General features: G+C 60.6%; 23 protein-coding genes. 17 read left to right on the forward strand and 6 right to left on the reverse strand.

Features of this window, described 5'->3' with window-relative positions:
* Positions 1 to 23 precede the first annotated feature (23 nt).
* The 3 genes from D882_RS0115060 to D882_RS0115070 all read right to left on the reverse strand — a co-directional run bounded on the left by D882_RS0115060 (position 24) and on the right by D882_RS0115070 (position 2,153).
* Positions 24 to 662 carry a LysE family translocator gene (locus D882_RS0115060; RefSeq protein ID WP_027924012.1) on the reverse strand — a complete coding sequence of 213 codons (639 nt, stop codon included), beginning with the start codon at positions 660 to 662 and terminating at the stop codon, positions 24 to 26.
* A 1-nt stretch (position 663) separates the two neighbouring features.
* Positions 664 to 1,434: a 2OG-Fe(II) oxygenase gene (locus tag D882_RS0115065; protein ID WP_027924013.1), complete on the reverse strand. Its 771-nt coding sequence runs from the start codon at positions 1,432 to 1,434 to the stop codon at positions 664 to 666.
* Positions 1,435 to 1,526: 92 nt separating this feature from the next.
* Positions 1,527 to 2,153, reverse strand: coding sequence for a serine-tRNA(Ala) deacylase AlaX (locus D882_RS0115070; RefSeq protein ID WP_027924014.1), 627 nt, complete (start codon positions 2,151 to 2,153; stop codon positions 1,527 to 1,529).
* A 90-nt stretch (positions 2,154 to 2,243) separates the two neighbouring features.
* Between D882_RS0115070 and D882_RS0115075 the strand changes: the two genes are divergently transcribed.
* Entirely contained in the window at positions 2,244 to 3,242 is a 999-nt protein-coding gene (locus D882_RS0115075; protein ID WP_027924015.1) for a LysR family transcriptional regulator, read from the forward strand.
* 59 nt (positions 3,243 to 3,301) lie between these two features.
* On the opposite strand, the gene D882_RS0115080 is transcribed toward D882_RS0115075, so the two are convergent.
* The gene (locus D882_RS0115080; protein WP_027924016.1) at positions 3,302 to 3,709 is read right to left on the reverse strand and encodes a PA2817 family protein; all 408 of its coding nucleotides are present in this window, start codon (positions 3,707 to 3,709) and stop codon (positions 3,302 to 3,304) included.
* Positions 3,710 to 3,783: 74 nt separating this feature from the next.
* Positions 3,784 to 6,231 (reverse strand): acyl-CoA dehydrogenase, encoded by a 2,448-nt coding sequence (locus D882_RS0115085; RefSeq protein WP_027924017.1) that lies wholly within the window; start codon positions 6,229 to 6,231, stop codon positions 3,784 to 3,786.
* Between the two features lie 248 nt (positions 6,232 to 6,479).
* Here D882_RS0115085 and D882_RS0115090 point away from each other — a divergent pair, with 248 nt between their 5' ends.
* The 4 genes from D882_RS0115090 to D882_RS0115105 all read left to right on the forward strand — a co-directional run bounded on the left by D882_RS0115090 (position 6,480) and on the right by D882_RS0115105 (position 9,646).
* The gene (locus D882_RS0115090) at positions 6,480 to 7,139 is read left to right on the forward strand and encodes a transglutaminase family protein (RefSeq protein WP_027924018.1); all 660 of its coding nucleotides are present in this window, start codon (positions 6,480 to 6,482) and stop codon (positions 7,137 to 7,139) included.
* 43 nt (positions 7,140 to 7,182) lie between these two features.
* A complete protein-coding gene (locus D882_RS0115095) occupies positions 7,183 to 7,806 on the forward strand; it encodes a glutathione S-transferase family protein (protein WP_027924019.1) in 624 nt (207 codons plus the stop codon).
* A gap of 131 nt (positions 7,807 to 7,937) precedes the next feature.
* Positions 7,938 to 8,870 (forward strand): ABC transporter ATP-binding protein, encoded by a 933-nt coding sequence (locus D882_RS0115100; protein ID WP_027924020.1) that lies wholly within the window; start codon positions 7,938 to 7,940, stop codon positions 8,868 to 8,870.
* Complete coding sequence (locus tag D882_RS0115105) at positions 8,867 to 9,646, forward strand: ABC transporter permease (protein ID WP_027924021.1); 780 nt, start codon at positions 8,867 to 8,869, stop codon at positions 9,644 to 9,646. The genes D882_RS0115100 and D882_RS0115105 overlap by 4 nt, the downstream gene beginning before the upstream one ends.
* A gap of 67 nt (positions 9,647 to 9,713) precedes the next feature.
* Here the strand turns inward: D882_RS0115105 and D882_RS0115110 are convergent, their stop codons facing one another.
* A complete protein-coding gene (locus tag D882_RS0115110; RefSeq protein WP_027924022.1) occupies positions 9,714 to 10,229 on the reverse strand; it encodes a DUF2062 domain-containing protein in 516 nt (171 codons plus the stop codon).
* 135 nt (positions 10,230 to 10,364) lie between these two features.
* On the opposite strand from D882_RS0115110, the gene D882_RS0115115 reads away from it, so the two are divergent.
* From D882_RS0115115 to D882_RS0115170, 12 genes are all read left to right on the forward strand, one after another.
* A complete protein-coding gene (locus D882_RS0115115; RefSeq protein ID WP_027924023.1) occupies positions 10,365 to 12,599 on the forward strand; it encodes a DNA internalization-related competence protein ComEC/Rec2 in 2,235 nt (744 codons plus the stop codon).
* Positions 12,600 to 12,697: 98 nt separating this feature from the next.
* Positions 12,698 to 13,333, forward strand: coding sequence for a MotA/TolQ/ExbB proton channel family protein (locus D882_RS0115120; protein WP_027924024.1), 636 nt, complete (start codon positions 12,698 to 12,700; stop codon positions 13,331 to 13,333).
* Positions 13,330 to 13,761, forward strand: a complete 432-nt coding sequence (locus tag D882_RS0115125; protein ID WP_027924025.1) for a biopolymer transporter ExbD — start codon at positions 13,330 to 13,332, stop codon at positions 13,759 to 13,761. Before D882_RS0115120 ends, D882_RS0115125 begins: the two co-directional genes overlap by 4 nt.
* Positions 13,761 to 14,771: a tetraacyldisaccharide 4'-kinase gene (lpxK, locus tag D882_RS0115130; RefSeq protein ID WP_027924026.1), complete on the forward strand. Its 1,011-nt coding sequence runs from the start codon at positions 13,761 to 13,763 to the stop codon at positions 14,769 to 14,771. Before D882_RS0115125 ends, lpxK begins: the two co-directional genes overlap by 1 nt.
* Positions 14,772 to 14,796: 25 nt before the next feature.
* Positions 14,797 to 14,982 (forward strand): Trm112 family protein, encoded by a 186-nt coding sequence (locus tag D882_RS0115135; RefSeq protein ID WP_007945752.1) that lies wholly within the window; start codon positions 14,797 to 14,799, stop codon positions 14,980 to 14,982.
* Positions 14,979 to 15,743: a 3-deoxy-manno-octulosonate cytidylyltransferase gene (gene kdsB / locus D882_RS0115140; protein ID WP_027924027.1), complete on the forward strand. Its 765-nt coding sequence runs from the start codon at positions 14,979 to 14,981 to the stop codon at positions 15,741 to 15,743. Before D882_RS0115135 ends, kdsB begins: the two co-directional genes overlap by 4 nt.
* On the forward strand, positions 15,743 to 16,207 hold the full coding sequence (locus D882_RS0115145) for a low molecular weight protein-tyrosine-phosphatase (protein ID WP_027924028.1): 465 nt from the start codon (positions 15,743 to 15,745) through the stop codon (positions 16,205 to 16,207). Before kdsB ends, D882_RS0115145 begins: the two co-directional genes overlap by 1 nt.
* On the forward strand, positions 16,204 to 17,223 hold the full coding sequence (gene murB, locus D882_RS0115150) for a UDP-N-acetylmuramate dehydrogenase (RefSeq protein ID WP_027924029.1): 1,020 nt from the start codon (positions 16,204 to 16,206) through the stop codon (positions 17,221 to 17,223). Before D882_RS0115145 ends, murB begins: the two co-directional genes overlap by 4 nt.
* Positions 17,224 to 17,463: 240 nt before the next feature.
* A complete protein-coding gene (locus tag D882_RS0115155; protein WP_027924030.1) occupies positions 17,464 to 17,934 on the forward strand; it encodes a (2Fe-2S)-binding protein in 471 nt (156 codons plus the stop codon).
* Entirely contained in the window at positions 17,931 to 20,252 is a 2,322-nt protein-coding gene (locus D882_RS0115160) for a xanthine dehydrogenase family protein molybdopterin-binding subunit (protein WP_027924031.1), read from the forward strand. Before D882_RS0115155 ends, D882_RS0115160 begins: the two co-directional genes overlap by 4 nt.
* Positions 20,252 to 21,235, forward strand: coding sequence for an XdhC family protein (locus tag D882_RS0115165; RefSeq protein WP_027924032.1), 984 nt, complete (start codon positions 20,252 to 20,254; stop codon positions 21,233 to 21,235). The genes D882_RS0115160 and D882_RS0115165 overlap by 1 nt, the downstream gene beginning before the upstream one ends.
* The gene (locus D882_RS0115170; RefSeq protein WP_027924033.1) at positions 21,232 to 21,828 is read left to right on the forward strand and encodes an NTP transferase domain-containing protein; all 597 of its coding nucleotides are present in this window, start codon (positions 21,232 to 21,234) and stop codon (positions 21,826 to 21,828) included. Before D882_RS0115165 ends, D882_RS0115170 begins: the two co-directional genes overlap by 4 nt.
* The last annotated feature ends 10 nt before the right edge of the window (positions 21,829 to 21,838 follow it).

Below are 21,838 nucleotides of genomic sequence, written 5' to 3' on the forward strand. Positions count from 1 at the left end.
GGCCTTTTGCGTGGGCGCAGGTTTTACATCGACAGAATCAGGCGCCCGGCGAACAGGATCAGAATCACCCCCATCGTCCGTTCAAACCAATGCCCCATGCGCATGAACAGCACGCGCACCCGGGTGCTGGAAAAGAACAGCGCGACGATCACAAACCACACCGCATTCACAAAACACATCCAGACCCCATACAGCGCCTGGATGTTCAGCGGTGTTGTGGCGCTGATGATGGTGGTGAAAATCGCCAGGAAAAACAGCGTCGCCTTGGGGTTGGTCGCGTTGGTCAGAAACCCGGTGGTGAAGGCCTTCAACAGCGTTTGTTCGACGACGGGTTCGTCCGGGACTTTATCGCCCTCAAGCGTGGATTTTGGTTTGCTGCGTAGCAAGCTGATCCCGAGGTACAAAATGTAGGCGCCGCCCACGACCTTGGCCACGGTCAACAGCCACGGTGTGGTATGCATCAGGGCGCCGACCCCGAGCAGGGTGTAAAGCACGTGCACGGAAATCCCCGCGCCGATACCCAGCGCCGTGCAGATGCCCACCAACCGGCCGAAACGCACGCTCTGGCGGATGGTCACGGCAAAGTCCGGCCCGGGTGCGACCACGGCCAGGAAGTGAATGGTTGCCAGCGCCAGGAACTCGCCCAAGTAATTCGAAAGCATCTCAACTCCAGAAGGTAAGGGGTGAAGCATTGCCGCGGTAGCCGACAAAGAATGAAAGGCTCAATCGCGGATCCGCCACGCCCGGTGTCACCGAGTGCATACAGCGCGAATTGAACATGATGAAATCGCCCGGCTCGGGGCGTATCTCCAAGGTCGGAGGGCCGAGCAAGGCCGGGTCGATGCCGTAGCTGTCGCCGCGCATCTCGTCGAACCGGTCCGGCGAAATGTCGTCGTCCCACATCTGCAGTGCGCCGCCCTCGGTCGGCATGTTCAGGTAAACGTTGCAGGCAAACTGTGCTTCCAGGCTTCTGGCCTGGTAACTGTCGGGGGCGTCCTTGGCGAAAATGTCGTGGTGGGCAAGAAAACAAACGCCCGGTTTCACCACCCGCGACAAGCCGACATACATCTTGCGACCGTAGAGGTTCTCCAGGTGCGCGCCTGCCGGCCAGGATTCGTCGAGCATGCAGCGCAGGGTGTCGACCGGGGACGAATAGGGCGCGCACCGGTTACGCAATTCCGCAATGTTGCGGGTGGCGCGTTCGAAGTAGTCCTCGATCAGCAGCGGCTGGTTTTCCGCTTCATAAAACGCCATGCCAATGCGGCCGATGCTTGGCGCATTGATATAGCCTTCGAAACCGGGGGCGAGGATCTTGTCGCCAATCTGAATCGCCAGCGGCTGGGGCAGCAAGCCTTTGACGCGGATGGCGAGGACTTCTTCATTGGCCAGTTTTTTTATGCACGTCTCATCGAGACGCTCGACGTCAAGCATCATGTCTTAGGTCCATCTATCAGATAGTCAACAGAACCCGCGAGCGCAGGCTCCCCCGGCGTCAGGCGATGACGGTGCCGTCATCGCCCAAATGCTCAGTCCACGGTGTAGTGGACTGACAGCGTTCCCTTCTTCAATGAAAGGGAGGCGATCGTGACCGTGGCCAATTCCTTCAGGCTACGTACATGGGTGCCGCCGCAGCCGTAGGCGGGCAGTGCCCCGAAACCGATTTCCCGGGCGCCTTCGCGCAATGACGTCAGGCGCGGAAAATCCTCGGCAATCCACTGTTCAATGCCGAGTTGAACGGTTTGGGCGTCGACGTCCTGTGCACTTTCCAGTGCTTTGAACTGCACCCGCCCTTCGCCCGGCCAGTGATGCGCCTTGATCGGCATCCAGCCCTTGGCCTGGACGAAGTGACCGATCAGATGCCCGGCTGAATGCATGCGCGTATTGAACTGGCGTCGCTCGCCGTCCACGCGAATCTGGGTCATGCCGGGTTTTACCGGTCGGTCGACGAAATGAATGATCCGCTCAGGATCCTGGATTACCCGCAGGACCTGGCTATCGCCAATTGAGCCGGTATCAAAGGGCTGTCCGCCACCTTGTGGGTGGAACAGCGTGGCGCGCAGCACCACTGCAAATTCGTTTTCGTGGGGCGTGCAATCCAGGACTTCCACATTAGCCTTGAGGTCATCACTATGGAAAAAGAGGCGAAGCGTCATATTCCATGCCCTTATTAAAGTTTCTATTTTTATTATATGAAGCGTGGAATTGCGTGATAATCCGTTCAAACATCAAAGGACTGTTGCGCTGTGAGCATAAATCTTCCACTGCCGCTGCTTGGGGAAATGGCGATTTTCGTCAAGGTTGTCGAGACCGGCAGCTTTTCCGAGGCGGCCCGCCAACTGGGTTCTTCACCTTCGGCGGTCAGTCGCAGCATTTCGCGGCTGGAGAAGGCGCTGGCCACGCGCCTGCTGCAACGAACCACGCGCAAATTACGCTTGAGCGACGGTGGCGAAGAAGTGTTCAAGCGTTGCCAGGAAATGGTCAGCGCGGCCAAGTCGGTGATGGAAATCAGCGGGCAGTTCACTGACGAAGCCGAAGGGTTGGTGCGTCTGAGCGTTCCAAAAGCGGTGGGAAGAATTGTGATTCACCCGCACATGCCGGAGTTTTTACGCCGCTATCCCAAAGTGGATGTAGAACTGATGCTTGAAGATCGCCAGGTCGATTTGATCGATGATCACGTCGACCTGGCGATTCGCATCACCGATCGGCCACCTTCGGGGCTGGTGGGGCGGCAGTTGCTGACGATCGACCATTTGCTCTGTGCGACACCGCAATATTTGGCCGAACACGGGACGCCGACGCACCCCCATGACTTGCTCAATCACAGTTGTATCTACCTGGGTGAAACCCCAAGCGATGCGCGCTGGAAATTCAAGAAAGGCAGCAAATCGGTGACTGTCGGTGTGCGCGGGCGATATGCCGCCAATCATACTGGCGTACGGTTTGGAGCGGTATTGCAGCACATCGGCATTGGCAGCCTGCCGTATTTCACGGCGCGGCGGGCCTTGGAGAAGGGGGTGATGGTGCAAGTGCTGCCGGACTGGACCTTTCTGGCCTCCTACCACGGCGGGGCCTGGTTGCTGCATTCGCCCACTCGGTACCTGCCTCCCAAAATACGGGTATTGATTGATTACTTGGTGGAGTGTCTGGAGAAGGAGCCGACGTTGGGCAAGCCCGGTAAGTCGAGCAGTCTGGTGATGGGCGTATCGGAGTATGAGCTGCCCGAGAGTGACGGCTTGTTTTGATCGCACAAAAAAGGCCCGCATGTTCAACCATGCGGGCCTTTTGTGTAACTGGTCGGAAATCAGTGCTTGCTGTCGTCGTTCGACATCGCCAGCAGCTGCTTTTCCTGGTTCCAGTCAAACGGTTCGTCGTTCTGTTCAGCTTCGAAGCGACGTTCTTCCAGCGCCTGATACAGATCGATTTCATCATCGGGCATGTAATGCAGGCAGTCACCGGCGAAGTACCACAGCAGGTCGCGCGGAACCAGGTGGGCAATTTGCGGGTAGCGGGTGATTACCTGGCAGAGAATGTCCTGGCCCAGGTATTGGCTTTCGATCGGATCGACCGGCAGCAACGCACGCAATTCATCGAAGCGCTCCAGGAACAAGGCATGGCTTTCTTCGGGAACCTGTTCGGCCTCACCCACGGCGACCAGGATGCTGCGCAAGTGGTCAAGCAAGACGAGATGGTCGGCAACGACGTTGGACACGAGATAAGTCCTCAAGAGCAAAACGGGCGCGGGAGTATAAAGCCCCTGCGCCCGTTTTGCATGGGGGCACTGGATCAGCGGACCTTTCCGGGTGCCAATGCCAGTTCTCCTTTGTCAAAATCATCGACGTCGATCACCTTGCGTCGTGCCGCTTCGGCGGCCCGCAGGGTTTGCGCTTCCGTTGCCTGCAATACTCCCGCCTCCAGCGCGGCATCGATGACGTGTTCCCCGGCGGCCGGTTTGACCTGGCCACTTTTGAGCGCGATGTGCAGTTTTTTCTGCAGCGGCTGCGCAGCGTTCAACAAATTGCAGGCGTGTTGCAAAGCACCGACGGCGTCCTCGGCCGATTGCGGACGGTAGCAACCGCCCAGCAGCTCTTCGAGCGTCGGGTCGCCCTTGGCGCGACCAATCACGGCAGCCACTTCGGCGCCGAGTTTGTCCGATGGCCCTTTGTGTCGACGGCCGAACGGGAACACGATCACCCGCAACAGGCAACCCAGTACCTTGTTCGGGAAGTTGGTCAGCAGTTCATCCAGTGCCCGTTCCGACTGACCAAGGCTTTCCTCCATGGCCCAGGTAAACAGCGGCGCCATGTGCTCTGGTGAATCGAGATCGTGGTAACGCTTGAGGGCGGCAGAGGCGAGGTACAGGTTGCTGAGTACATCCCCGAGGCGTGCAGACAGGCGTTCGCGGCGTTTCAGTTCACCGCCCAACAGCATCATGCTCAGGTCCGCCAGCATGGCGAACGCTGCGGCCTGACGATTGAGCGCGCGGAAGTAGCCCTGGCTGAGCGTGTTGCCCGGCGTGTGCTCGAAGTGCCCGAAACCGAGGTTCAGCACCAACGTGCTGGCGGCATTGCTCACGGCAAAACCAATGTGTTTGAGCAGCAGGCCATCGAACTCGGTAAGGGCCTGGTCCTTGTCTTCACGACCGGCGAGGGCCATTTCCTTGAGTACGAACGGATGGCAGCGAATGGCACCCTGGCCGAAGATCATCAGGTTGCGCGAAAGAATGTTCGCGCCTTCCACGGTGATGAAAATCGGCGCGCCATTCCAGCTGCGACCGAGGTAGTTGTTCGGTCCCATGATGATGGCTTTACCGCCGTGAACGTCCATCGCGTGGCTGATGCACTCGCGACCGCGTTCGGTAAGGTGATACTTGAGAATCGCCGAGAGCACCGACGGTTTCTCACCCAGGTCCACCGCGTTGGCAGTCAACATTCGCGCCGCGTCCATCATCCAGGCGTTGCCGCCGATGCGCGCCATGGCTTCCTGAATCCCTTCGAACGCCGACAATGGAACGTTGAATTGCTCGCGAACCTGAGCGTACTGCCCCGTCACCAGACTGGTGAACTTGGCCGCGCCGGTGCCGACTGCCGGCAACGAAATCGAACGCCCGACCGACAGGCAATTCATCAGCATCATCCAGCCCTTGCCGAGCATTTCCTGGCCGCCGATGAGGAAATCGAGCGGCACGAACACGTCCTTGCCGGAGTTCGGGCCGTTCATGAACGCGGCCCCCAGCGGCAGGTGACGGCGGCCGATTTCAACACCGGCCGTGTCGGTTGGAATCAGCGCCAGGCTGATGCCCAGGTCTTCCTTGTCTCCCAGCAAGTGGTCCGGGTCATAGGCCTTGAAGGCGAGGCCGAGCAGGGTCGCCACCGGGCCTAAGGTGATGTAACGCTTTTCCCAGTTCAGGCGCAGGCCGAGGGTTTCCTTGCCTTCCCATTCACCTTTGCAGATCACCCCGGTGTCGGGCATTGCCCCGGCGTCAGAACCGGCCAGCGGACCGGTCAACGCGAAGCACGGAATGTCGTCACCACGGGCCAGCCTTGGCAGGTAATGATTGCGTTGTTCATCGGTGCCGTAATGCAGCAGCAGTTCGGCCGGGCCGAGGGAATTGGGGACCATCACGGTGGACGCAAGATCGCCGCTGCGGGTCGCCAGTTTCATCGCGACCTGTGAGTGGGCGTAGGCGGAGAAGCCCTTGCCGCCAAATTCCTTGGGAATGATCAGCGCGAAGAAGCCGTTTTCCTTGATGTGTGTCCAGGCTTCAGCGGGCAGGTCCATGTCTTGCCCGATCTGCCAGTCGGTGACCATGGCGCAGAGTTCCTCGGTCGGGCCGTCGATGAAAGCCTGTTCCTCCTCAGTCAGTTGGGCTTTTGGATAGGACAGCAATTTGTCCCAGTCCGGACGGCCGCTGAACAATTCGCCGTCCCACCATACGGTGCCGGCGTCGATGGCGTCGCGTTCGGTTTGCGACATCGGCGGCAGGGTTTTCTGGAACCAGCTGAACAGCGGCGCGCTGAAGAACTTGCGACGCAGGTCGGGCAGCAGCAAGGGGGCCGCAACGGCTGCAATCAACACCCAGAACACCAGCAGCAGCCAACCCGGCGCGTGGCTGAAAGCGCCCATCGCGACGATGTAGACGGCAATAATGCACAGGGCGGGCAGGGGGGCGGTGCGACGATGGGCTAACCAGGCTATCCCGACAATCAGAACCAGTATCCACAACAGCAGCATATTTAATCCTCCGTGAACCAGGGTAAAACCAACCTTCAGAGCTTAGACGGCATCCGCCAAACAGGGTGGTCAGAGCGAGGTGATTGAAATCGTGGGAAACCTTGGGCGAGATTTGTAGGCTCGGTTGGCAACACGCTCGGGAATTCGTTCGTTTCCTACGCGACAATACGCGCATGTTTGGCCGAAACGTCGTTATCTCTGTGCTGAGCCTGTCGCTAGACTCGGGGCTTCCCCAGGAGATTGATCTCATGCACGAGTACTTGAGTCCCGGCCGCTTCATCGATAGTGACCACCCCTCGGTGGTGGAGTTCGCCGAAAAACACCGCGGCAGTGGTCGCGATCCGCTTGAGCAGGCAATCAACCTCTACTACGCGGTGCGCGAGGCCGTGCGTTACAACCCCTACACGTTCAGCCGCAACCCAGAGACCTTGCGCGGCAGTTATGCGCTGGCCGCCGGGGAAAGCTATTGCGTGCCCAAAGCCACGTTGTTGGCCGGTGCCGCACGACATTGCGGGATCCCTGCGCGCATCGGCCTGGCGGACGTGCGCAATCACCTGTCGACCCCGCGCTTGCTCGAACTGCTGAAAAGCGATGTGTTCGCCATGCACGGCTACACCGAGCTGTATCTGAACGACCGCTGGGTCAAGGCCACGCCGGCCTTCAACCAGCAACTCTGTGAATTGTTCAATGTTGCGCCGCTGGAATTCGACGGGATCAACGACAGTGTCTTTCATCCGTTCAATCGCGATGGCGCGCAGTTGATGGAGTACCTGGTCGATCACGGCCAGTTCACCGACGTGCCGGAAGCCTTCTTTTTCGAGCACCTGGAAAAGTGCTATCCACACTTGTTCAGCGACACACTGCCGGCCCTGCTGGGGGATATGCAGAGCGATTTGAGTCGCGCCTGATCCGGCGTATGCTGCCTGCCCACTTATCGAAAAAGAGGCGGTCATGCTGAAGATCTGGGGTCGTAAAAACTCGTCGAATGTCAGAAAGCCTTTGTGGGCCGCCGAAGAGCTGGGGCTGGCCTACGAGGCCATCGATGCGGGCGGCGCCTTTGGTGTCGTCGATACACCGGAGTACCGGGCGATGAACCCCAACGGTCGCATTCCGGTGATCGAGGATGACGGCTTTGTCCTGTGGGAATCCAATGCCATCGTGCGTTACTTGATGGCCCGATATGCCGACGGCAGCGCCTGGTATCCGGCGGATGTAAAAGCTCGCGCCACGGCCGACAAGTGGATGGACTGGACCACTTCAAGCCTCGCCGGCCCGTTCCGCACCGTATTCTGGGGCGTGATGCGCACTTCGGCAGACAAGCAGGACTGGTCGGCCATCAACGCCGCAATCAAAGAATGCACTGAGCTGCTGTCGATGGCCGATCAAGCGTTGTCGATCAAACCTTACCTGTCCGGTGATGAAATCGGCATGGGCGATATTCCGCTCGGCAGTTTTATTTATGCCTGGTTCGAGATGCCGATCGAGCGGGCGCCGCAGCCGCACCTCGAAGCCTGGTATGCCCGGTTGAAACAGCGTCCGGCGTATCAAAAAGCCGTTATGACCGCGTTGAGTTAATACTCACTATCGACACACTTGACTGTACTTGTGTGGCGGCGACAAGCACCATTGCGCTCATGTGCCGTGGTTGCTCCAGTCGCCGCAGGCCGTCTTTTATCCCTTTCTTCCTTCTTGGTGCGTAATCCGATATGAGTTCCGCTCTGTCCATCCGGCAGCTAACCAAAACCTACGGCAACGGTTTCCAGGCCCTGAGTGGTATCGATCTGGACGTTGCCGAAGGTGACTTCTTCGCCCTGCTCGGCCCTAACGGCGCGGGCAAATCCACGACCATCGGCATTCTCTCGACCCTGGTGAACAAGACCAGCGGAACGGTGAATATCTTCGGTCACGACCTGGACAAGGAGCCGGCGGCGCTCAAGCGTTGCATCGGCGTGGTGCCCCAGGAATTCAACTTCAACCAGTTTGAAAAGACTTTCGACATCGTCGTCACCCAGGCTGGTTACTACGGCATCCCGCCGAAAATCGCCAAGGAACGCGCCGAGCAATACCTGACCCAACTGGGGCTGTGGGACAAACGCGATGTGCCGTCGCGTTCACTGTCCGGCGGCATGAAGCGTCGACTGATGATCGCCCGTGCGCTGGTCCACGAACCGCGTCTGCTGATCCTCGACGAACCGACGGCGGGTGTGGACATTGAACTGCGTCGCTCGATGTGGACCTTCCTCACCGAGCTGAACCAGAAAGGCATCACCATCATCCTCACCACGCACTACCTGGAAGAGGCTGAGCAGTTGTGCCGCAACATCGGCATCATCGACCACGGCACTATTGTCGAAAACACCAGCATGAAACAGTTACTCAGCCAACTGCATGTGGAAACCTTCCTGCTCGACATCAAAAACACGTTGACCAGTGCGCCGCAGTTACTCGGCTACCCGACCCGACTGCTCGATGGTCACACGCTGGAAGTCCAGGTCGACAAGGCCATGGGCATCACCGCGCTGTTTACTCAACTGGCGCAGCAAAACATCGAAGTGCTGAGCCTGCGCAACAAAACCAATCGCCTCGAGGAGTTGTTCGTGTCCCTGGTGGAGAAAAATCTGTCGAAGGTGGCGGTATGAGTTCCGAGCTGCAGCCCAACCTCGTTGCCCTCAATACCATCGTTTACCGTGAGGTCCGGCGTTTTACCCGGATCTGGCCGCAGACGCTGCTGCCGCCGGCCATCACCATGGTTTTGTATTTCGTGATCTTCGGCAATCTGATCGGCAAGCAGATTGGTGGCATGGGTGGCTTCACCTACATGGAGTACATCGTGCCGGGGCTGATCATGATGTCGGTGATCACCAACTCCTATGGCAACGTGGTCTCGAGTTTCTTCGGCAGCAAGTTCCAGCGTTCCATCGAGGAACTGATGGTGTCGCCAGTGTCGCCGCATACGATTCTGATCGGCTATACCCTGGGCGGCGTGTTGCGCGGGCTGATGGTCGGGATCATCGTGACGATACTGTCGCTGTTCTTCACCGATTTGCAGGTGCATCACCTGGGCGTGACCATTCTGGTGGTGGTACTGACGGCGACGATCTTTTCGCTGCTGGGCTTCATCAACGCCGTGTTTGCACGCAACTTCGATGACATCTCGATCATCCCGACCTTCGTGCTGACACCGCTGACTTACCTGGGCGGGGTGTTTTACTCGATCTCCCTGTTGCCACCGTTCTGGCAGACCGTGTCCCTGGCGAACCCGGTGTTGCACATGGTCAACGCGTTCCGATACGGCATTCTTGGGGTTTCGGACATCAAGATCAGCATCGCAATCACCTTTATGCTGGTGGCGACGATTGTGTTGTATGTCGGTTGCGCACGGTTGCTGGTCAGTGGGCGCGGGATGCGTACCTGATTCAAGACCGCCAGCACAAACACCGCATGAAAAAACGGCCTCCAACAATGGAGGCCGTTTTGCATTCCTACATCCGGCTTTTCTTGCGCCGCTTCCACTGGCGCGCCACCCACCACCGCCAGTACGTCATGGTCAGGAAATAGGCGAGAGCCCCCAACACCAACCCTGTCACCACCGAACCCAGCAAAAACGGTTGCCATAACGTCGACAATTCGCTGCTGACCCATTCCCAGGACAAAGAGTCGGGCAACTGGCGAGTGGGCACATCCAACAGCCAGGCCCCGGTCTGGTACGTGCAGAAAAACACCGCCGGCATGGTGATCGGGTTGGTCAGCCAGACCAGGCTCACCGCAATCGGCATGTTGCCTCGCACCATGATCGCCAGCACCGCAGCCAGGAGCATTTGCAACGGGATCGGTAGAAACGCCGCGAACAGGCCAACCGCCATCGCGCGGGCCACGGAGTGACGGTTGAGGTGCCAGAGGTTGGGGTCATGCAGCAGGGTGCCGAGAAAGCGTAAGGATTTGTGTTCCCTGATGCTGGTCGGGTCTGGCATGTAGCGTTTGAACAAGCGCCGGGGCATAAGGCTTCTCGGTCGGTTAAGGCGGCAAGTATGTCTGGATTCTACGAACCGCCCATTCAGACTTTGTGACAATTGATAACGGCGCCGGTGCGGTTGGCCGGCTATGCCTAGGTGGGGACTCTCAAGGATGAGTGTATGCGCACAGGGATGTTGGCGCTCGCGCTGGGTTTGTTGGCCCTGCGTTTTTTGCCGGTTTTACCGCCGGTCTGGTTTTGGATGTGGCTGCCACTGTCGGGTTTGATGCTGCTGCCGTTTCGGACGTATCCGTTGGCGTTTTTCCTGTTCGGCTTCAGTTGGGCGTGCGCGAATGCGCAGTGGGCGCTGGATGATCGGCTGCTACAAAAACTCGACGGCGAAACCCGTTGGGTTGAAGGGCGGGTGACGGGGCTGGCGCAAAATGCCGACGGCGTGGTGCGATTCGAACTGACGGACAGTCAATCCAGGCGAACGAAGCTGCCCAGGCGTTTGCGCCTGGCCTGGTATGGCGGGCCGCCGGTCAGCAGCGGCGAACGCTGGCGACTGGCGGTCAAATTGAAGCGTCCTGTCGGGCTGCTCAATCCGCATGCCTTCGATTACGACGCCTGGCTGCTGGCTCAACGCATCGGTGCGATCGGCACGGTCAAGGACGGTGAGCGACTCGCCGAAGCCCGATGGGCCTGGCGTGACGGTATCCGCCAGCGTTTACTCGCGGTCGATGCCCAAGGCCGAACCGCCGCGTTGACCGCGCTGGTACTGGGCGATGGCGCCGGGCTGAGCCGTGAGGAGTGGCAGGTGCTGCAAGACACCGGCACGGTGCATCTGCTGGTGATTTCCGGGCAGCACATCGGAATGTTGGCGGGGCTGGTCTACCTGCTGATCGCCGGGTTGGCGCGGTTTGGCCTCTGGCCAGGCCGTTTACCGTGGCTGCCATGGGCCTGCGGGCTGGCGTTCTCGGCGGCGCTGGCTTACGGGCTGCTGGCCGGCTTCGACGTTCCGGTGCAACGCGCCTGCGTGATGATCGGTCTGGTGCTGCTATGGCGGCTGCGCTTTCGTCACCTCGGCGCCTGGTGGCCGCTGTTGCTGGCGCTCAATGGTGTTTTGCTGCTGGATCCGTTGGCCAGCCTGCAGCCGGGTTTCTGGTTGTCCTTCGCCGCCGTGGGGGTGTTGATCTTCACCTTTGGCGGGCGGCTGGGCCCCTGGCGATGGTGGCAAACCTGGACGCGGGCTCAATGGCTGATCGCGATCGGCCTGTGCCCGTTGCTGCTGGTGCTCGGCTTGCCGATCAGCCTCAGCGGGCCGGTGGTCAATCTGCTGGCCGTGCCCTGGATCAGCCTGGTGGTGTTGCCGCCCGCCTTGCTCGGGACATTGTTGTTGCTCGTCCCTTATGTGGGCGAAGGCTTGCTATGGCTGGCGGGCGGTTTGATCGACGGGATGTTCTGGGCGCTGACAATGATGGCCGGGCATTTGCCGGCGTGGGTGCCGGTGGCGATCCCGTGGTGGTGTTGGGCACTGGGTACATTGGGCGCCGTCCTGCTGTTGTTGCCGCGAGGCGTGCCTCTACGCCCATTAGGATGGCCGCTGCTGTTGTTGCTGGTGTTCCCGCTTCGGCCGTTGTTGCCGGAAGGCAGGGCCGATGTCTGGCAACTGGACGTCGGTCAAGGTTTGGCCATTCTGGTGCGGACCCGACATCACACGCTGCTGTATGACGCAGGGCCGCGTTTCGGCGATCTGGACATGGGGGAGCGGGTGGTGCTGCCGTCGTTACGCAAACTCGGGGTAAGGGGCCTCGACCTGATGCTGATCAGTCACGCCGATGCCGATCACGCAGGCGGAGCGCGAGCCGTGAGCAATGGCCTGCCGGTCAAGCAGATACTCAGTGGCGATCCCGAGGGTTTACCTGACGCACTGCAAGCCCAAGGCTGTGAAAGTGGCCGGCAATGGACTTGGGACGGTGTGAATTTCCAATTGTGGCAATGGACGTCAGCCCAGGACCGCAATCAGAAATCCTGCGTCTTGCAAATAGAAGCCAGCGGCGAGCGACTGTTGCTGACCGGTGATATCGACACCGCTGCCGAACGGGTCTTGTTGGAGAGTTCGCTGGCGGTGGCCACCGATTGGTTGCAGTCACCGCATCACGGCAGCCGCAGTTCCTCGTCAATGGTTCTTTTGAACGTGTTGCAACCCAAGGCCGTATTGATCTCCCGTGGCCAGGGCAATTCCTTTGGCCATCCGCACCCCACGGTCGTGGCGCGTTATCAAAAACGCGGCATGGCGATTTACGACAGCGCCGAGCACGGTGCCATTTATCTGCAACTGGGGTGTTTCCAGCCTCCGTGGACGATGCGTCTGGACCGGCGTTTCTGGCGCGATCCACCGCCGGTCAATAAATAGCCGAGAGTTATTAAAGCCCGACCGGATGCGACATCACGGTCTTCGGTGCGCCGACCCCCTATGTTAGAGTGGCGCACTTTTTCGAGGGGACTGTCACTGTGTGGGAATTGGTCAAATCCGGCGGCTGGATGATGCTGCCGATCATTCTGAGTTCCATCGCGGCCATGGCCATCGTCGCCGAGCGCCTGTGGACCCTGCGCGCCAGCCGTGTGACCCCCGAGCACTTGCTCGGCCAGGTCTGGGTCTGGATCAAAGACAAACAGCTCAATAAAGAAAAACTCAAGGAACTGCGCGCCAACTCGCCGTTGGGCGAAATCCTGGCGGCGGGCCTGGCCAACTCCAAGCATGGTCGCGAGATCATGAAAGAGTGCATCGAAGAGGCCGCCGCCCGGGTCATCCATGAACTGGAGCGTTACATCAACGCCTTGGGCACCATCGCCGCCATGGCCCCGTTGCTGGGGTTGTTGGGGACGGTGCTGGGCATGATCGATATCTTCAGCGCGTTCATGGGCACAGGCATGGGCACCAACGCCGCGGTGCTCGCCGGCGGCATTTCCAAAGCCTTGATCACCACAGCTGCGGGCCTGATGGTTGGTATCCCGTCGGTGTTCTTCCATCGTTTCCTGCAACGCCGGATCGATGAACTGGTGGTGGGCATGGAGCAGGAAGCGATCAAACTGGTCGAGGTGGTGCAGGGTGACCGTGATGTGGACCTGACCGAGGGCCGAGCGTGAAATTCCGCCGCAAGCCGCGGGAAACGGTAGACATCAACCTCGCGTCGCTGATCGACGTGGTGTTCATCCTGCTGCTGTTTTTCGTTGTCACGACCACGTTTACCCGTGAAACCCAGTTGCGCGTCGACTTGCCGGAAGCGGTCAGTGGTTCGCCAGCTGAGGATCAGCAGGTCAAGCAACTGGACATCGGTATCAACGCCGAAGGCGTGTTCTCGGTGAACAATCGAGTCCTGCCCAAGAGCGACCTGGCAACGGTGATGGAAGCGCTGCAAAAAGAGTCCAACGGCGACACTAATCTGCCGCTGTCCATCAGCGCTGACGGCAAGACGCAGCATCAGTCTGTCATTACCGCCATGGACGCCGCCGGCAAGCTCGGTTTCAGCCACTTGCGCATGACCACTGTCGAGGCGGCGCCGCCCGCGCATTGATGGCCATGTCTGATCGCTTGCTCGCCGCGTGGTACGAAGGTCATCCGGCCCTGAAGCTGCTGCAGCCACTGGAGTGGCTGTATCGGCGGGTGGTCATGAACAAGCGCAAGCGTTTCCTCGCGGGTGAGGGCGAGATCTATCAACCGCCCGTGCCGCTGATCGTGGTCGGCAATATCACCGTGGGCGGTACCGGCAAGACGCCGCTGATCCTGTGGATGATCGAGCATTGCCAGCGCAGTGGCTTGCGGGTGGGCGTGGTCAGTCGTGGTTACGGCGCCAAGCCGCCGCAGCTACCCTGGCGGGTCAAAGCCGACCAACGTGCCGAAGTGGCGGGTGATGAACCGTTGTTGATCGTCCAGCGTACCGGCGTGCCGTTGATGATCGACCCGGACCGCAGCCGCGCGGTAGAAGCACTGCTGGCGAGCGAGCCGCTGGACCTGATCCTCTCCGATGACGGCATGCAGCATTACCGTCTGGCCCGCGACCTTGAACTGGTGCTGATCGACGCCGCCCGAGGCCTGGGCAACCAGCGTTGCCTGCCAGCCGGGCCGTTGCGTGAGCCAGTCGAACGCCTGCAAAGCGTCGACGCGGTGCTCTACAACGGCGCCGCGGAGGATCGCGACGGCGGGTTTGCCTTCCAGTTGCAACCGACCGCCCTGATCAACTTGCGCAGCGGTGAACGACGTCCCCTCGATCACTTCCCCGCAGGTCAGGCGGTGCACGCCGTAGCCGGGATCGGCAATCCGCAGCGTTTCTTCACCACCCTCGAAACGCTACACTGCAAACCTGTCCCGCATGCGTTTGCCGACCACGCCGAATACAGCGTGCAGGCCTTGAATTTCACACCGTCATTGCCGTTGGTGATGACTGAAAAGGACGCGGTGAAGTGCCGTGCCTTCGCCGCCGCCGATTGGTGGTACCTGGCGGTCGATGCTGCGCCATCGCCGGCCTTCGTGGCCTGGTTCGATACGCAGCTGATGCGCCTGTTGCCGGCTCGTCTTTTGCCTTAACTCCGTTTTTATCCAGGGAATGCTCATGGACACCAAATTGCTCGACATCCTCGCTTGCCCGGTCTGCAAAGGCCCACTCAAGCTCAGCGCCGACAAGACCGAGCTGATCAGCAAGGGCGCCGGCCTCGCGTACCCGATTCGCGATGGCATCCCGGTGATGCTCGAAACCGAAGCCCGCACCCTGACCACCGACGAGCGACTGGATAAATGACCACAGCCTTTACCGTTGTCATTCCATCGCGTTATGCCTCGACCCGTTTGCCGGGCAAACCGCTGCTGCTGATCGCCGGCAAGCCGATGATCCAGCATGTCTGGGAACAGGCGAGCAAAAGCAGCGCCCAGCGCGTGGTGGTTGCCACTGACGATGCGCGCATCGTCGAGGCGTGCAACGGCTTCGGCGCCGAAGTGGTGCTGACCCGCGAAGACCACAATTCCGGCACCGACCGTCTGGCCGAAGTCGCCGCGAAGCTGGGCCTGGCGCCTGACGCCATCGTGGTCAACGTCCAGGGTGACGAGCCGCTGATTCCGCCGAGCGTGATCGATCAGGTCGCGGCTAACCTCGCGGCCCACACCGAAGCGCGCATGGCCACCCTCGCGGAGCCGATCGAAGACGTAGACACCCTGTTCAACCCCAACGTGGTCAAGGTCGTCAGTGACCTAAATGGTCTGGCGCTGACCTTCAGTCGCTCGACCTTGCCGTGGGCGCGGGACGCGTTTGCCAAAAGCCGCGAGCAACTGCCGGAAGGCGTGCCGTATCGTCGCCACATTGGCATTTATGCCTACCGCGCCGGTTTCCTGCATGACTTCGTCAGCTGGGGCCCGTGCTGGCTGGAAAACACCGAATCCCTGGAACAGCTGCGTGCCCTGTGGCACGGCGTACGGATTCACGTCGCCGACGCGTCGATCGCACCACCCACCGGGGTCGACACCGTTGAAGACCTTGAGCGCGTTCGTCGCCTGCTGGAGGCCTGATGCGCGTTCTGTTCGTGTGCCTGGGCAACATCTGCCGTTCTCCAACGGCCGAAGGTGTGCTGCGGCACAAACTGCGCGAAGCGGGGCTGGCCGATCAGATTGAGGTCGCCTCCGCCGGCACCGGTGACTGGCACGTCGGCAAGGCGCCGGACAAACGCAGCCAGGCTGCGGCCAAACTGCGTGGCTACGACCTGTCCGCCCAGCGCGCCCAGCAAGTCACCCGCGCCGATTTCGCCACTTACGACCTGATCCTGGCGATGGACAACAGCAACCTGCGGCACCTCAAGGCCTTGCAGCCGGCCAAGGGCAAGGCCGAGCTGGACCTGTTCCTGCGCCGCTACCAGTCGGAGCTCGATGAAGTGCCGGATCCGTATTACGACGGCGACCAGGGCTTCGAGCAGGTGCTGGACCTGATCGAGCGCGCCAGTGACTTGCTGGTGATCGAATTGAAGGGACGGTTATGAGTTTGCAGGTTCAATCACAGGTTTCGCTCAAGCCGTTCAACAGCTTTGGTGTCGACGTTCAGGCTCGCCTGTTCGCCGAGGCCCATAGCGATTCTGACGTGCGTGAGGCCCTGGCCTACGCCGCACAGCATGACGTTCCGTTGTTGGTGATTGGCGGCGGCAGCAATCTGCTGCTGACCGCCGATATCCAGTCGCTGGTGCTGCGCATGGCCACGCGCGGAATTCGCATCCTCAGTGATGATGGCAGCAAAGTCGTGATCGAAGCCGAGGCTGGCGAGCCGTGGCATCCGTTCGTGCAACACACCCTGGCGCAGGGTTTGTCGGGCCTGGAAAACCTCAGCCTGATCCCCGGCACCGTCGGTGCGGCGCCGATGCAGAACATCGGTGCGTACGGGGTCGAGATCAAGGATGTGTTTGCCGGCCTGACCGCGCTGGATCGCCAGACTGGCGAGCTGCGAGACTTCACCTTGGCCGAGTGCAACTTTGCTTACCGCGACAGCCTGTTCAAGCAGGAGCCGGGACGCTGGCTGATCCTGCGCGTTCGTTTCACTCTCCACCGTGCGGCGCACTTGCATCTGGAATACGGCCCGGTGCGCCAGCGCCTGACCGAGCAAGGCATCGAGCACCCGACGGCCACGGATGTCAGCCAGGCGATTTGCAGCATCCGCAATGAAAAGCTGCCGGACCCGGCGGTGCTGGGCAATGCCGGCAGCTTCTTCAAAAACCCGTTGGTGCCAGCGGCGCTGGTCGCCCAACTCAGGGGCGAATACCCGGATCTGGTGGCGTATGCGCAGCCCGACGGGCAAATGAAACTGGCCGCAGGCTGGTTGATCGAGCGGGCGGGGTGGAAAGGTTTCCGCGACGAGGATGCCGGCGTGCATAAGTTACAGGCGCTGGTGCTGGTCAATTACGGCGGTGCCACGGGCCTGCAATTGCTCAACCTGGCGCAGCGAATCCGGAAAGACATTTCGGACCGTTTCCATGTCGATCTGGAAATGGAGCCCAACCAGTATTGAAGCTAAGCTTTCAGGACTGATCTCAAAGCCCTGCACACTTCCACTGTGCAGGGCTTTTTTGTTAATGCTGGGTTAACTTAGCCACCTAACGATGCAAGCATTTGCTCCATCAAAGGCCCGGTGCAGACGTTCCCGTCGCATAAGAGAGCCTCTTTAGCCTGAGTCGATCTGCGTATCACGAATCAAGATCCCACGGCAGATTGCTCGACCCCATAACCCTAGATCTATGCGGGCGTGCCCATGATTACCCTGAAACTCAACGGTCAAGACCATCCACTCGACGTCACTGAGGACATGCCGCTGCTTTGGGCGATCCGCGACGTGGCCGGTTACAACGGCACCAAATTCGGCTGCGGCATGGGCCTGTGCGGTGCCTGCACGATTCACATCGACGGATCACCGGCGCGCAGTTGCATTACGCCGATTGGTTCGGTGGTCGGGCAGAACGTCACCACCATCGACAACCTGCACGCCGATCCGGTCGGGCAAGTGGTCCAGCAAGCCTGGCTCGACACCGCCGTGGCCCAATGCGGTTTTTGCCAGGGCGGGCAGATCATGTCGGCGACGGCGCTGCTCAAGACCAACCCCAATCCTACGGATGCACAGATCGAAGAGGCGATGGTCGGCAACATTTGCCGCTGCGGGACCTATAACCGCATCAAGACGGCTATCCGCCAGGCTTCCACTCACTTGAAGGAGGCCAAGGCATGAGCCCGTTACCGAATGATTTTGCCCTGAGTAACTTCAGCCGCCGCGGTTTCCTCAAAGGGGTCGGTGCCACCAGTGCCTTGGTGCTCGCGGCCAGCTGGGGCTGGCAGGACGTTTTCGCTGAAGAGGCCTCGAAGAAGTTCGGCGCCGACGGCATGCCCCACGGCGCGATTGATGATCCCAAGGTTTACGTCAGCATCGCCGCCGATGGCACGGTGACCGTGATCTGCAACCGTTCGGAAATGGGCCAGGGCGTACGCACCAGCCTGACGATGGTGGTGGCCGATGAACTGGACGCTGACTGGGCGATGGTGAAGGTGCAACAGGCGCCAGGCGATGAAGTGCGTTTCGGCAACCAGGACACCGACGGTTCACGCAGCATGCGTCACTGGTACGAGCCAATGCGCCGCTGCGGTGCCGCCGCGCGCACCATGCTCGAACAGGCCGCTGCCGAGCAGTGGAAGGTGCCGGTCGCCGAGTGCCATGCGCAACTGCACAAAGTCATCCATAAACCGTCCGGTCGTGAATTGGGCTATGGCGCGTTGGCTGTGGCGGCCGGAGCGCTGGCGGTGCCCGCGCGTGACAGCGTACGGCTCAAGGATCCGTCGGAGTTTCGCTACATTGGCAAAGAGGGCACCAAGGCCATCGACGGTGCCGACATCGTCAACGGCCGTGCCATTTACGGGGCCGACGTGCATTTCGACGGCATGCTCTACGCCACCATTGCGCGTCCGGCGGTGTACGGCGGCAAGGTCAAATCCCTCGACTCCAGCGCCGCGCTGAAAGTCCCTGGCGTGATCAAGGTCCTGCAGATCGAAGGCAGCCCACTGCCGTCTGAATTTCAACCGTTGGGCGGCGTGGCCGTGGTGGCCAGCAACACCTGGGCGGCGATCAAGGGCCGCGAGGCGCTGAAGATCGAGTGGGATGACGGCCCGAACGCCAGTTATGACTCGATTGCCTATCGCAAGGAACTCGAAGCGGCGTCCCTCAAGCCCGGGAAAGTGGTGCGCAATACCGGCAGTATCGACGAAGCAATGAAGAGCGCCGACAGCACCCTCGAAGCGTCTTATTACCTGCCGCACCTGGCGCAGGCACCGATGGAGCCGATGGTTGCCATTGCCCGCTTCAAGGATGGCGTCTGCGAAGCCTGGGGGCCGAGTCAGGCGCCGCAGGTCACCCGTACACGGATTGGCGAACGCCTTGGCGTTCCGTTCGATAACGTTACGTTTAACGTCACCTTGCTCGGCGGCGGTTTTGGTCGAAAGTCCAAACCTGACTTCATCATTGAAGCGGCGATACTCGCCAAAGAGTTCCCCGGCAAGGCCGTGCGGGTGCAATGGACCCGTGAAGACGACATCCACTGTTCCTATTTCCACACCGTGTCGGCCGAGTACCTCAAAGCCAGCCTGAACAAGGACGGCCTGCCCTCCGGCTGGCTGCACCGTACCGTGGCCCCGAGTATCACCGCGCTGTTTGCACCGGGGATGAACCACGAGGCAGCGTTTGAACTGGGCATGGGGTTCACCAACATGGCCTACGCGATTCCCAACGTGCGCCTGGAAAACCCGGAAGCGACGGTGCATACCCGCGTCGGCTGGTATCGCTCGGTGTCGAACATCCCCCATGGCTTTGCGATTCAGAGCTTCGTCGATGAGCTGGCGCACAAGGCCGGTCAGGATCCGCTCAAATACCAGATCAAGCTGCTTGGCCCTGATCGTCAGATCGACCCGCGCACGTTGAGTGAAGAGTGGAACTACGGCGAATCCCCCGAGCGCTATCCGATCGATACCGGCCGCCTGCGCACGGTGCTGGAAACCGCCGCGAAAGCCGCGGGTTGGGGGCGTGAATTGCCCAAGGGCCGAGGCTTGGGGCTGGCGGTGCATTACAGCTTCGTCACCTATGTGGCGGCGGTGATCGAGGTCGAAGTCAAAGATGACGGCACGTTGATCGTGCACAAGGCTGACATCGCTGTGGATTGCGGGCCGCAGATCAACCCCGAGCGCATCCGCTCGCAGTTCGAGGGCGCCTGCGTCATGGGCCTGGGCAATGCGGTGCTGGGGGAAATCAGCTTCAAGGACGGCAAGGTCCAGCAGGACAACTTCCACATGTACGAAGTGGCGCGCATGTCCCTGGCGCCCAAGGAAGTCGCCGTGCATCTGGTCACCCCGCCAGGCGTTGTGCCCTTGGGCGGCGTCGGTGAGCCGGGCGTGCCGCCGATTGCGCCGGCGTTGTGCAACGCGATCTTCGCCGCCACCGGCAAGCGCATCCGTAACCTGCCGGTTCGCTTTCAGCTGCAAGGTTGGCAGAAGGCGCAAGCCTGATGGACAGCGTCGATCTGAATGTCCTGCGCAGCGTGCTCGAATGGCGCCTAGCGGGTCAGCGGGTGGTGCTGTACAGCGTGGTCCAGACCTGGGGCACCGCGCCCCGGGCACCTGGCGCCATGCTGGCCTTGCGTGAAGATGGTGTGGTGATCGGTTCGGTGTCGGGCGGTTGTGTCGAGGATGACCTGATTGCCCGGCTGCACGACGGGCGTATCCCGGTGGATGGGCCGCCGGTGCAGTTGATCACCTACGGCGTTACTCGCGAGGAAGCCGCACGGTTTGGTTTGCCGTGCGGCGGCACGTTGCGTCTGACTGAGGAGCGGGTCGGCGATCCGCAGTGGGTAGCCGAATTGCTGGCGCGCTGTGAGGCCCATGAAATCGTCGCTCGTTCGCTGGATATTGCGACCGGTGAAGTGGTTGTGCAGTCAGCGAGTAAATCCGATGTTTTGAGCTTTGACGGCACCACGTTGCGCGCGATTTATGGTCCGCGTTGGCGTTTATTGCTGATCGGCGCGGGGCAATTGTCCCGTTACGTCGCCGAGATGGCGCGGTTGCTGGATTTCGAAGTGTTGATCTGCGATCCGCGCACCGAGTTTGTTTATGGGTGGGAAGAGCAGCACGGTCGTTTTGTCTCGGGCATGCCGGATGAGGCAGTGCTGAATATCCAGACTGACGAACGCACGGCCATCGTTGCCCTGACTCACGATCCTCGCCTGGATGACATGGCGCTGCTCACGGCGCTGGATTCCAAGGCCTTTTATGTCGGCGCGCTGGGTTCGCGGGTCAACAGCGTGAAGCGCCGGGAAAACCTCGCCGAACTGGGCTTGTCGCCAGACGCTATCGAGCGTCTGCATGGCCCGGTCGGGTTGCACATTGGCAGCCACAGTCCGGCGGAAATCGCCTTGTCACTGATGGCCGAAATTGTGGCGATCAAGAACGGCGTCGAACTGAAGCAAAAGAAGCCGTTGCAGGAGGCTGTATGAGTGAATCCATCGGCGTCATCGTGCTGGCGGCGGGGCAGGGCAGTCGTTTTCGTCAGGTGGCCGGGGCTGAAAAAGACAAGTTGTTGGCCGACTGCACGGGGCGCGACGGGGCGGTTCGTTCGGTGATCGAGCAGGTGTTGGCGAGTCTGCCCGCGACGATAGAAAGGCGCGTGCTGGTGACGACAGCGGATCGTCCGCAGGTGATTCGCATGGCTCAAGCGTATGGCTGCGAGATTGTGTTGATCGACTCGACAGGCATGGGCGACAGCATTGCGGCGGGTGTGGCGGCGTGTCAGCAGCTGGATGGTTGGTTGGTTGTGCTGGGGGATATGCCGTTTATCCTGCCTTCGACGGTAGATAATGTGCTGGCGGGTGTGGCTGATGATGCGATCAGCGTGCCGGTGCTGGAGGGAGAGTTTGGGCATCCGGTGGGCTTTGGTCGCCGTTTTGGACCGGGGTTGATGAGGTTGTCGGGGGATCGAGGGGCCAAGCCGCTGTTTGCGCAGGGCAGGGTGGTTGAGTTGGTGGTGGATGATCCCGGAGTGCTGTGGGATGTCGATGTGCCTGAATCACTGACCTTCAGACCTGCATAAAATCCCTGTG

The sequence above is a fragment of the Pseudomonas sp. URMO17WK12:I12 genome (assembly GCF_000514395.1).
Classification (GTDB): domain Bacteria; phylum Pseudomonadota; class Gammaproteobacteria; order Pseudomonadales; family Pseudomonadaceae; genus Aquipseudomonas; species Aquipseudomonas mucoides.

Bases quoted from the DNA above. Each gene is read 5' to 3' on its own strand.
- D882_RS0115060 (WP_027924012.1), bottom strand. From the start codon at position 662: ATGCTTTCGAATTACTTGGGCGAGTTCCTGGCGCTGGCAACCATTCAC.
- D882_RS0115065 (WP_027924013.1), bottom strand. From the start codon at position 1,434: ATGATGCTTGACGTCGAGCGTCTCGATGAGACGTGCATAAAAAAACTG.
- D882_RS0115070 (WP_027924014.1), bottom strand. From the start codon at position 2,153: ATGACGCTTCGCCTCTTTTTCCATAGTGATGACCTCAAGGCTAATGTG.
- D882_RS0115085 (WP_027924017.1), bottom strand. From the start codon at position 6,231: ATGCTGCTGTTGTGGATACTGGTTCTGATTGTCGGGATAGCCTGGTTA.
- D882_RS0115090 (WP_027924018.1), top strand. From the start codon at position 6,480: ATGCACGAGTACTTGAGTCCCGGCCGCTTCATCGATAGTGACCACCCC.
- D882_RS0115095 (WP_027924019.1), top strand. From the start codon at position 7,183: ATGCTGAAGATCTGGGGTCGTAAAAACTCGTCGAATGTCAGAAAGCCT.
- D882_RS0115100 (WP_027924020.1), top strand. From the start codon at position 7,938: ATGAGTTCCGCTCTGTCCATCCGGCAGCTAACCAAAACCTACGGCAAC.
- D882_RS0115105 (WP_027924021.1), top strand. From the start codon at position 8,867: ATGAGTTCCGAGCTGCAGCCCAACCTCGTTGCCCTCAATACCATCGTT.
- D882_RS0115110 (WP_027924022.1), bottom strand. From the start codon at position 10,229: ATGCCCCGGCGCTTGTTCAAACGCTACATGCCAGACCCGACCAGCATC.
- D882_RS0115115 (WP_027924023.1), top strand. From the start codon at position 10,365: ATGCGCACAGGGATGTTGGCGCTCGCGCTGGGTTTGTTGGCCCTGCGT.
- lpxK (WP_027924026.1), top strand. From the start codon at position 13,761: ATGGCCATGTCTGATCGCTTGCTCGCCGCGTGGTACGAAGGTCATCCG.
- D882_RS0115135 (WP_007945752.1), top strand. From the start codon at position 14,797: ATGGACACCAAATTGCTCGACATCCTCGCTTGCCCGGTCTGCAAAGGC.
- kdsB (WP_027924027.1), top strand. From the start codon at position 14,979: ATGACCACAGCCTTTACCGTTGTCATTCCATCGCGTTATGCCTCGACC.
- D882_RS0115145 (WP_027924028.1), top strand. From the start codon at position 15,743: ATGCGCGTTCTGTTCGTGTGCCTGGGCAACATCTGCCGTTCTCCAACG.
- murB (WP_027924029.1), top strand. From the start codon at position 16,204: ATGAGTTTGCAGGTTCAATCACAGGTTTCGCTCAAGCCGTTCAACAGC.
- D882_RS0115155 (WP_027924030.1), top strand. From the start codon at position 17,464: ATGATTACCCTGAAACTCAACGGTCAAGACCATCCACTCGACGTCACT.
- D882_RS0115160 (WP_027924031.1), top strand. From the start codon at position 17,931: ATGAGCCCGTTACCGAATGATTTTGCCCTGAGTAACTTCAGCCGCCGC.
- D882_RS0115165 (WP_027924032.1), top strand. From the start codon at position 20,252: ATGGACAGCGTCGATCTGAATGTCCTGCGCAGCGTGCTCGAATGGCGC.
- D882_RS0115170 (WP_027924033.1), top strand. From the start codon at position 21,232: ATGAGTGAATCCATCGGCGTCATCGTGCTGGCGGCGGGGCAGGGCAGT.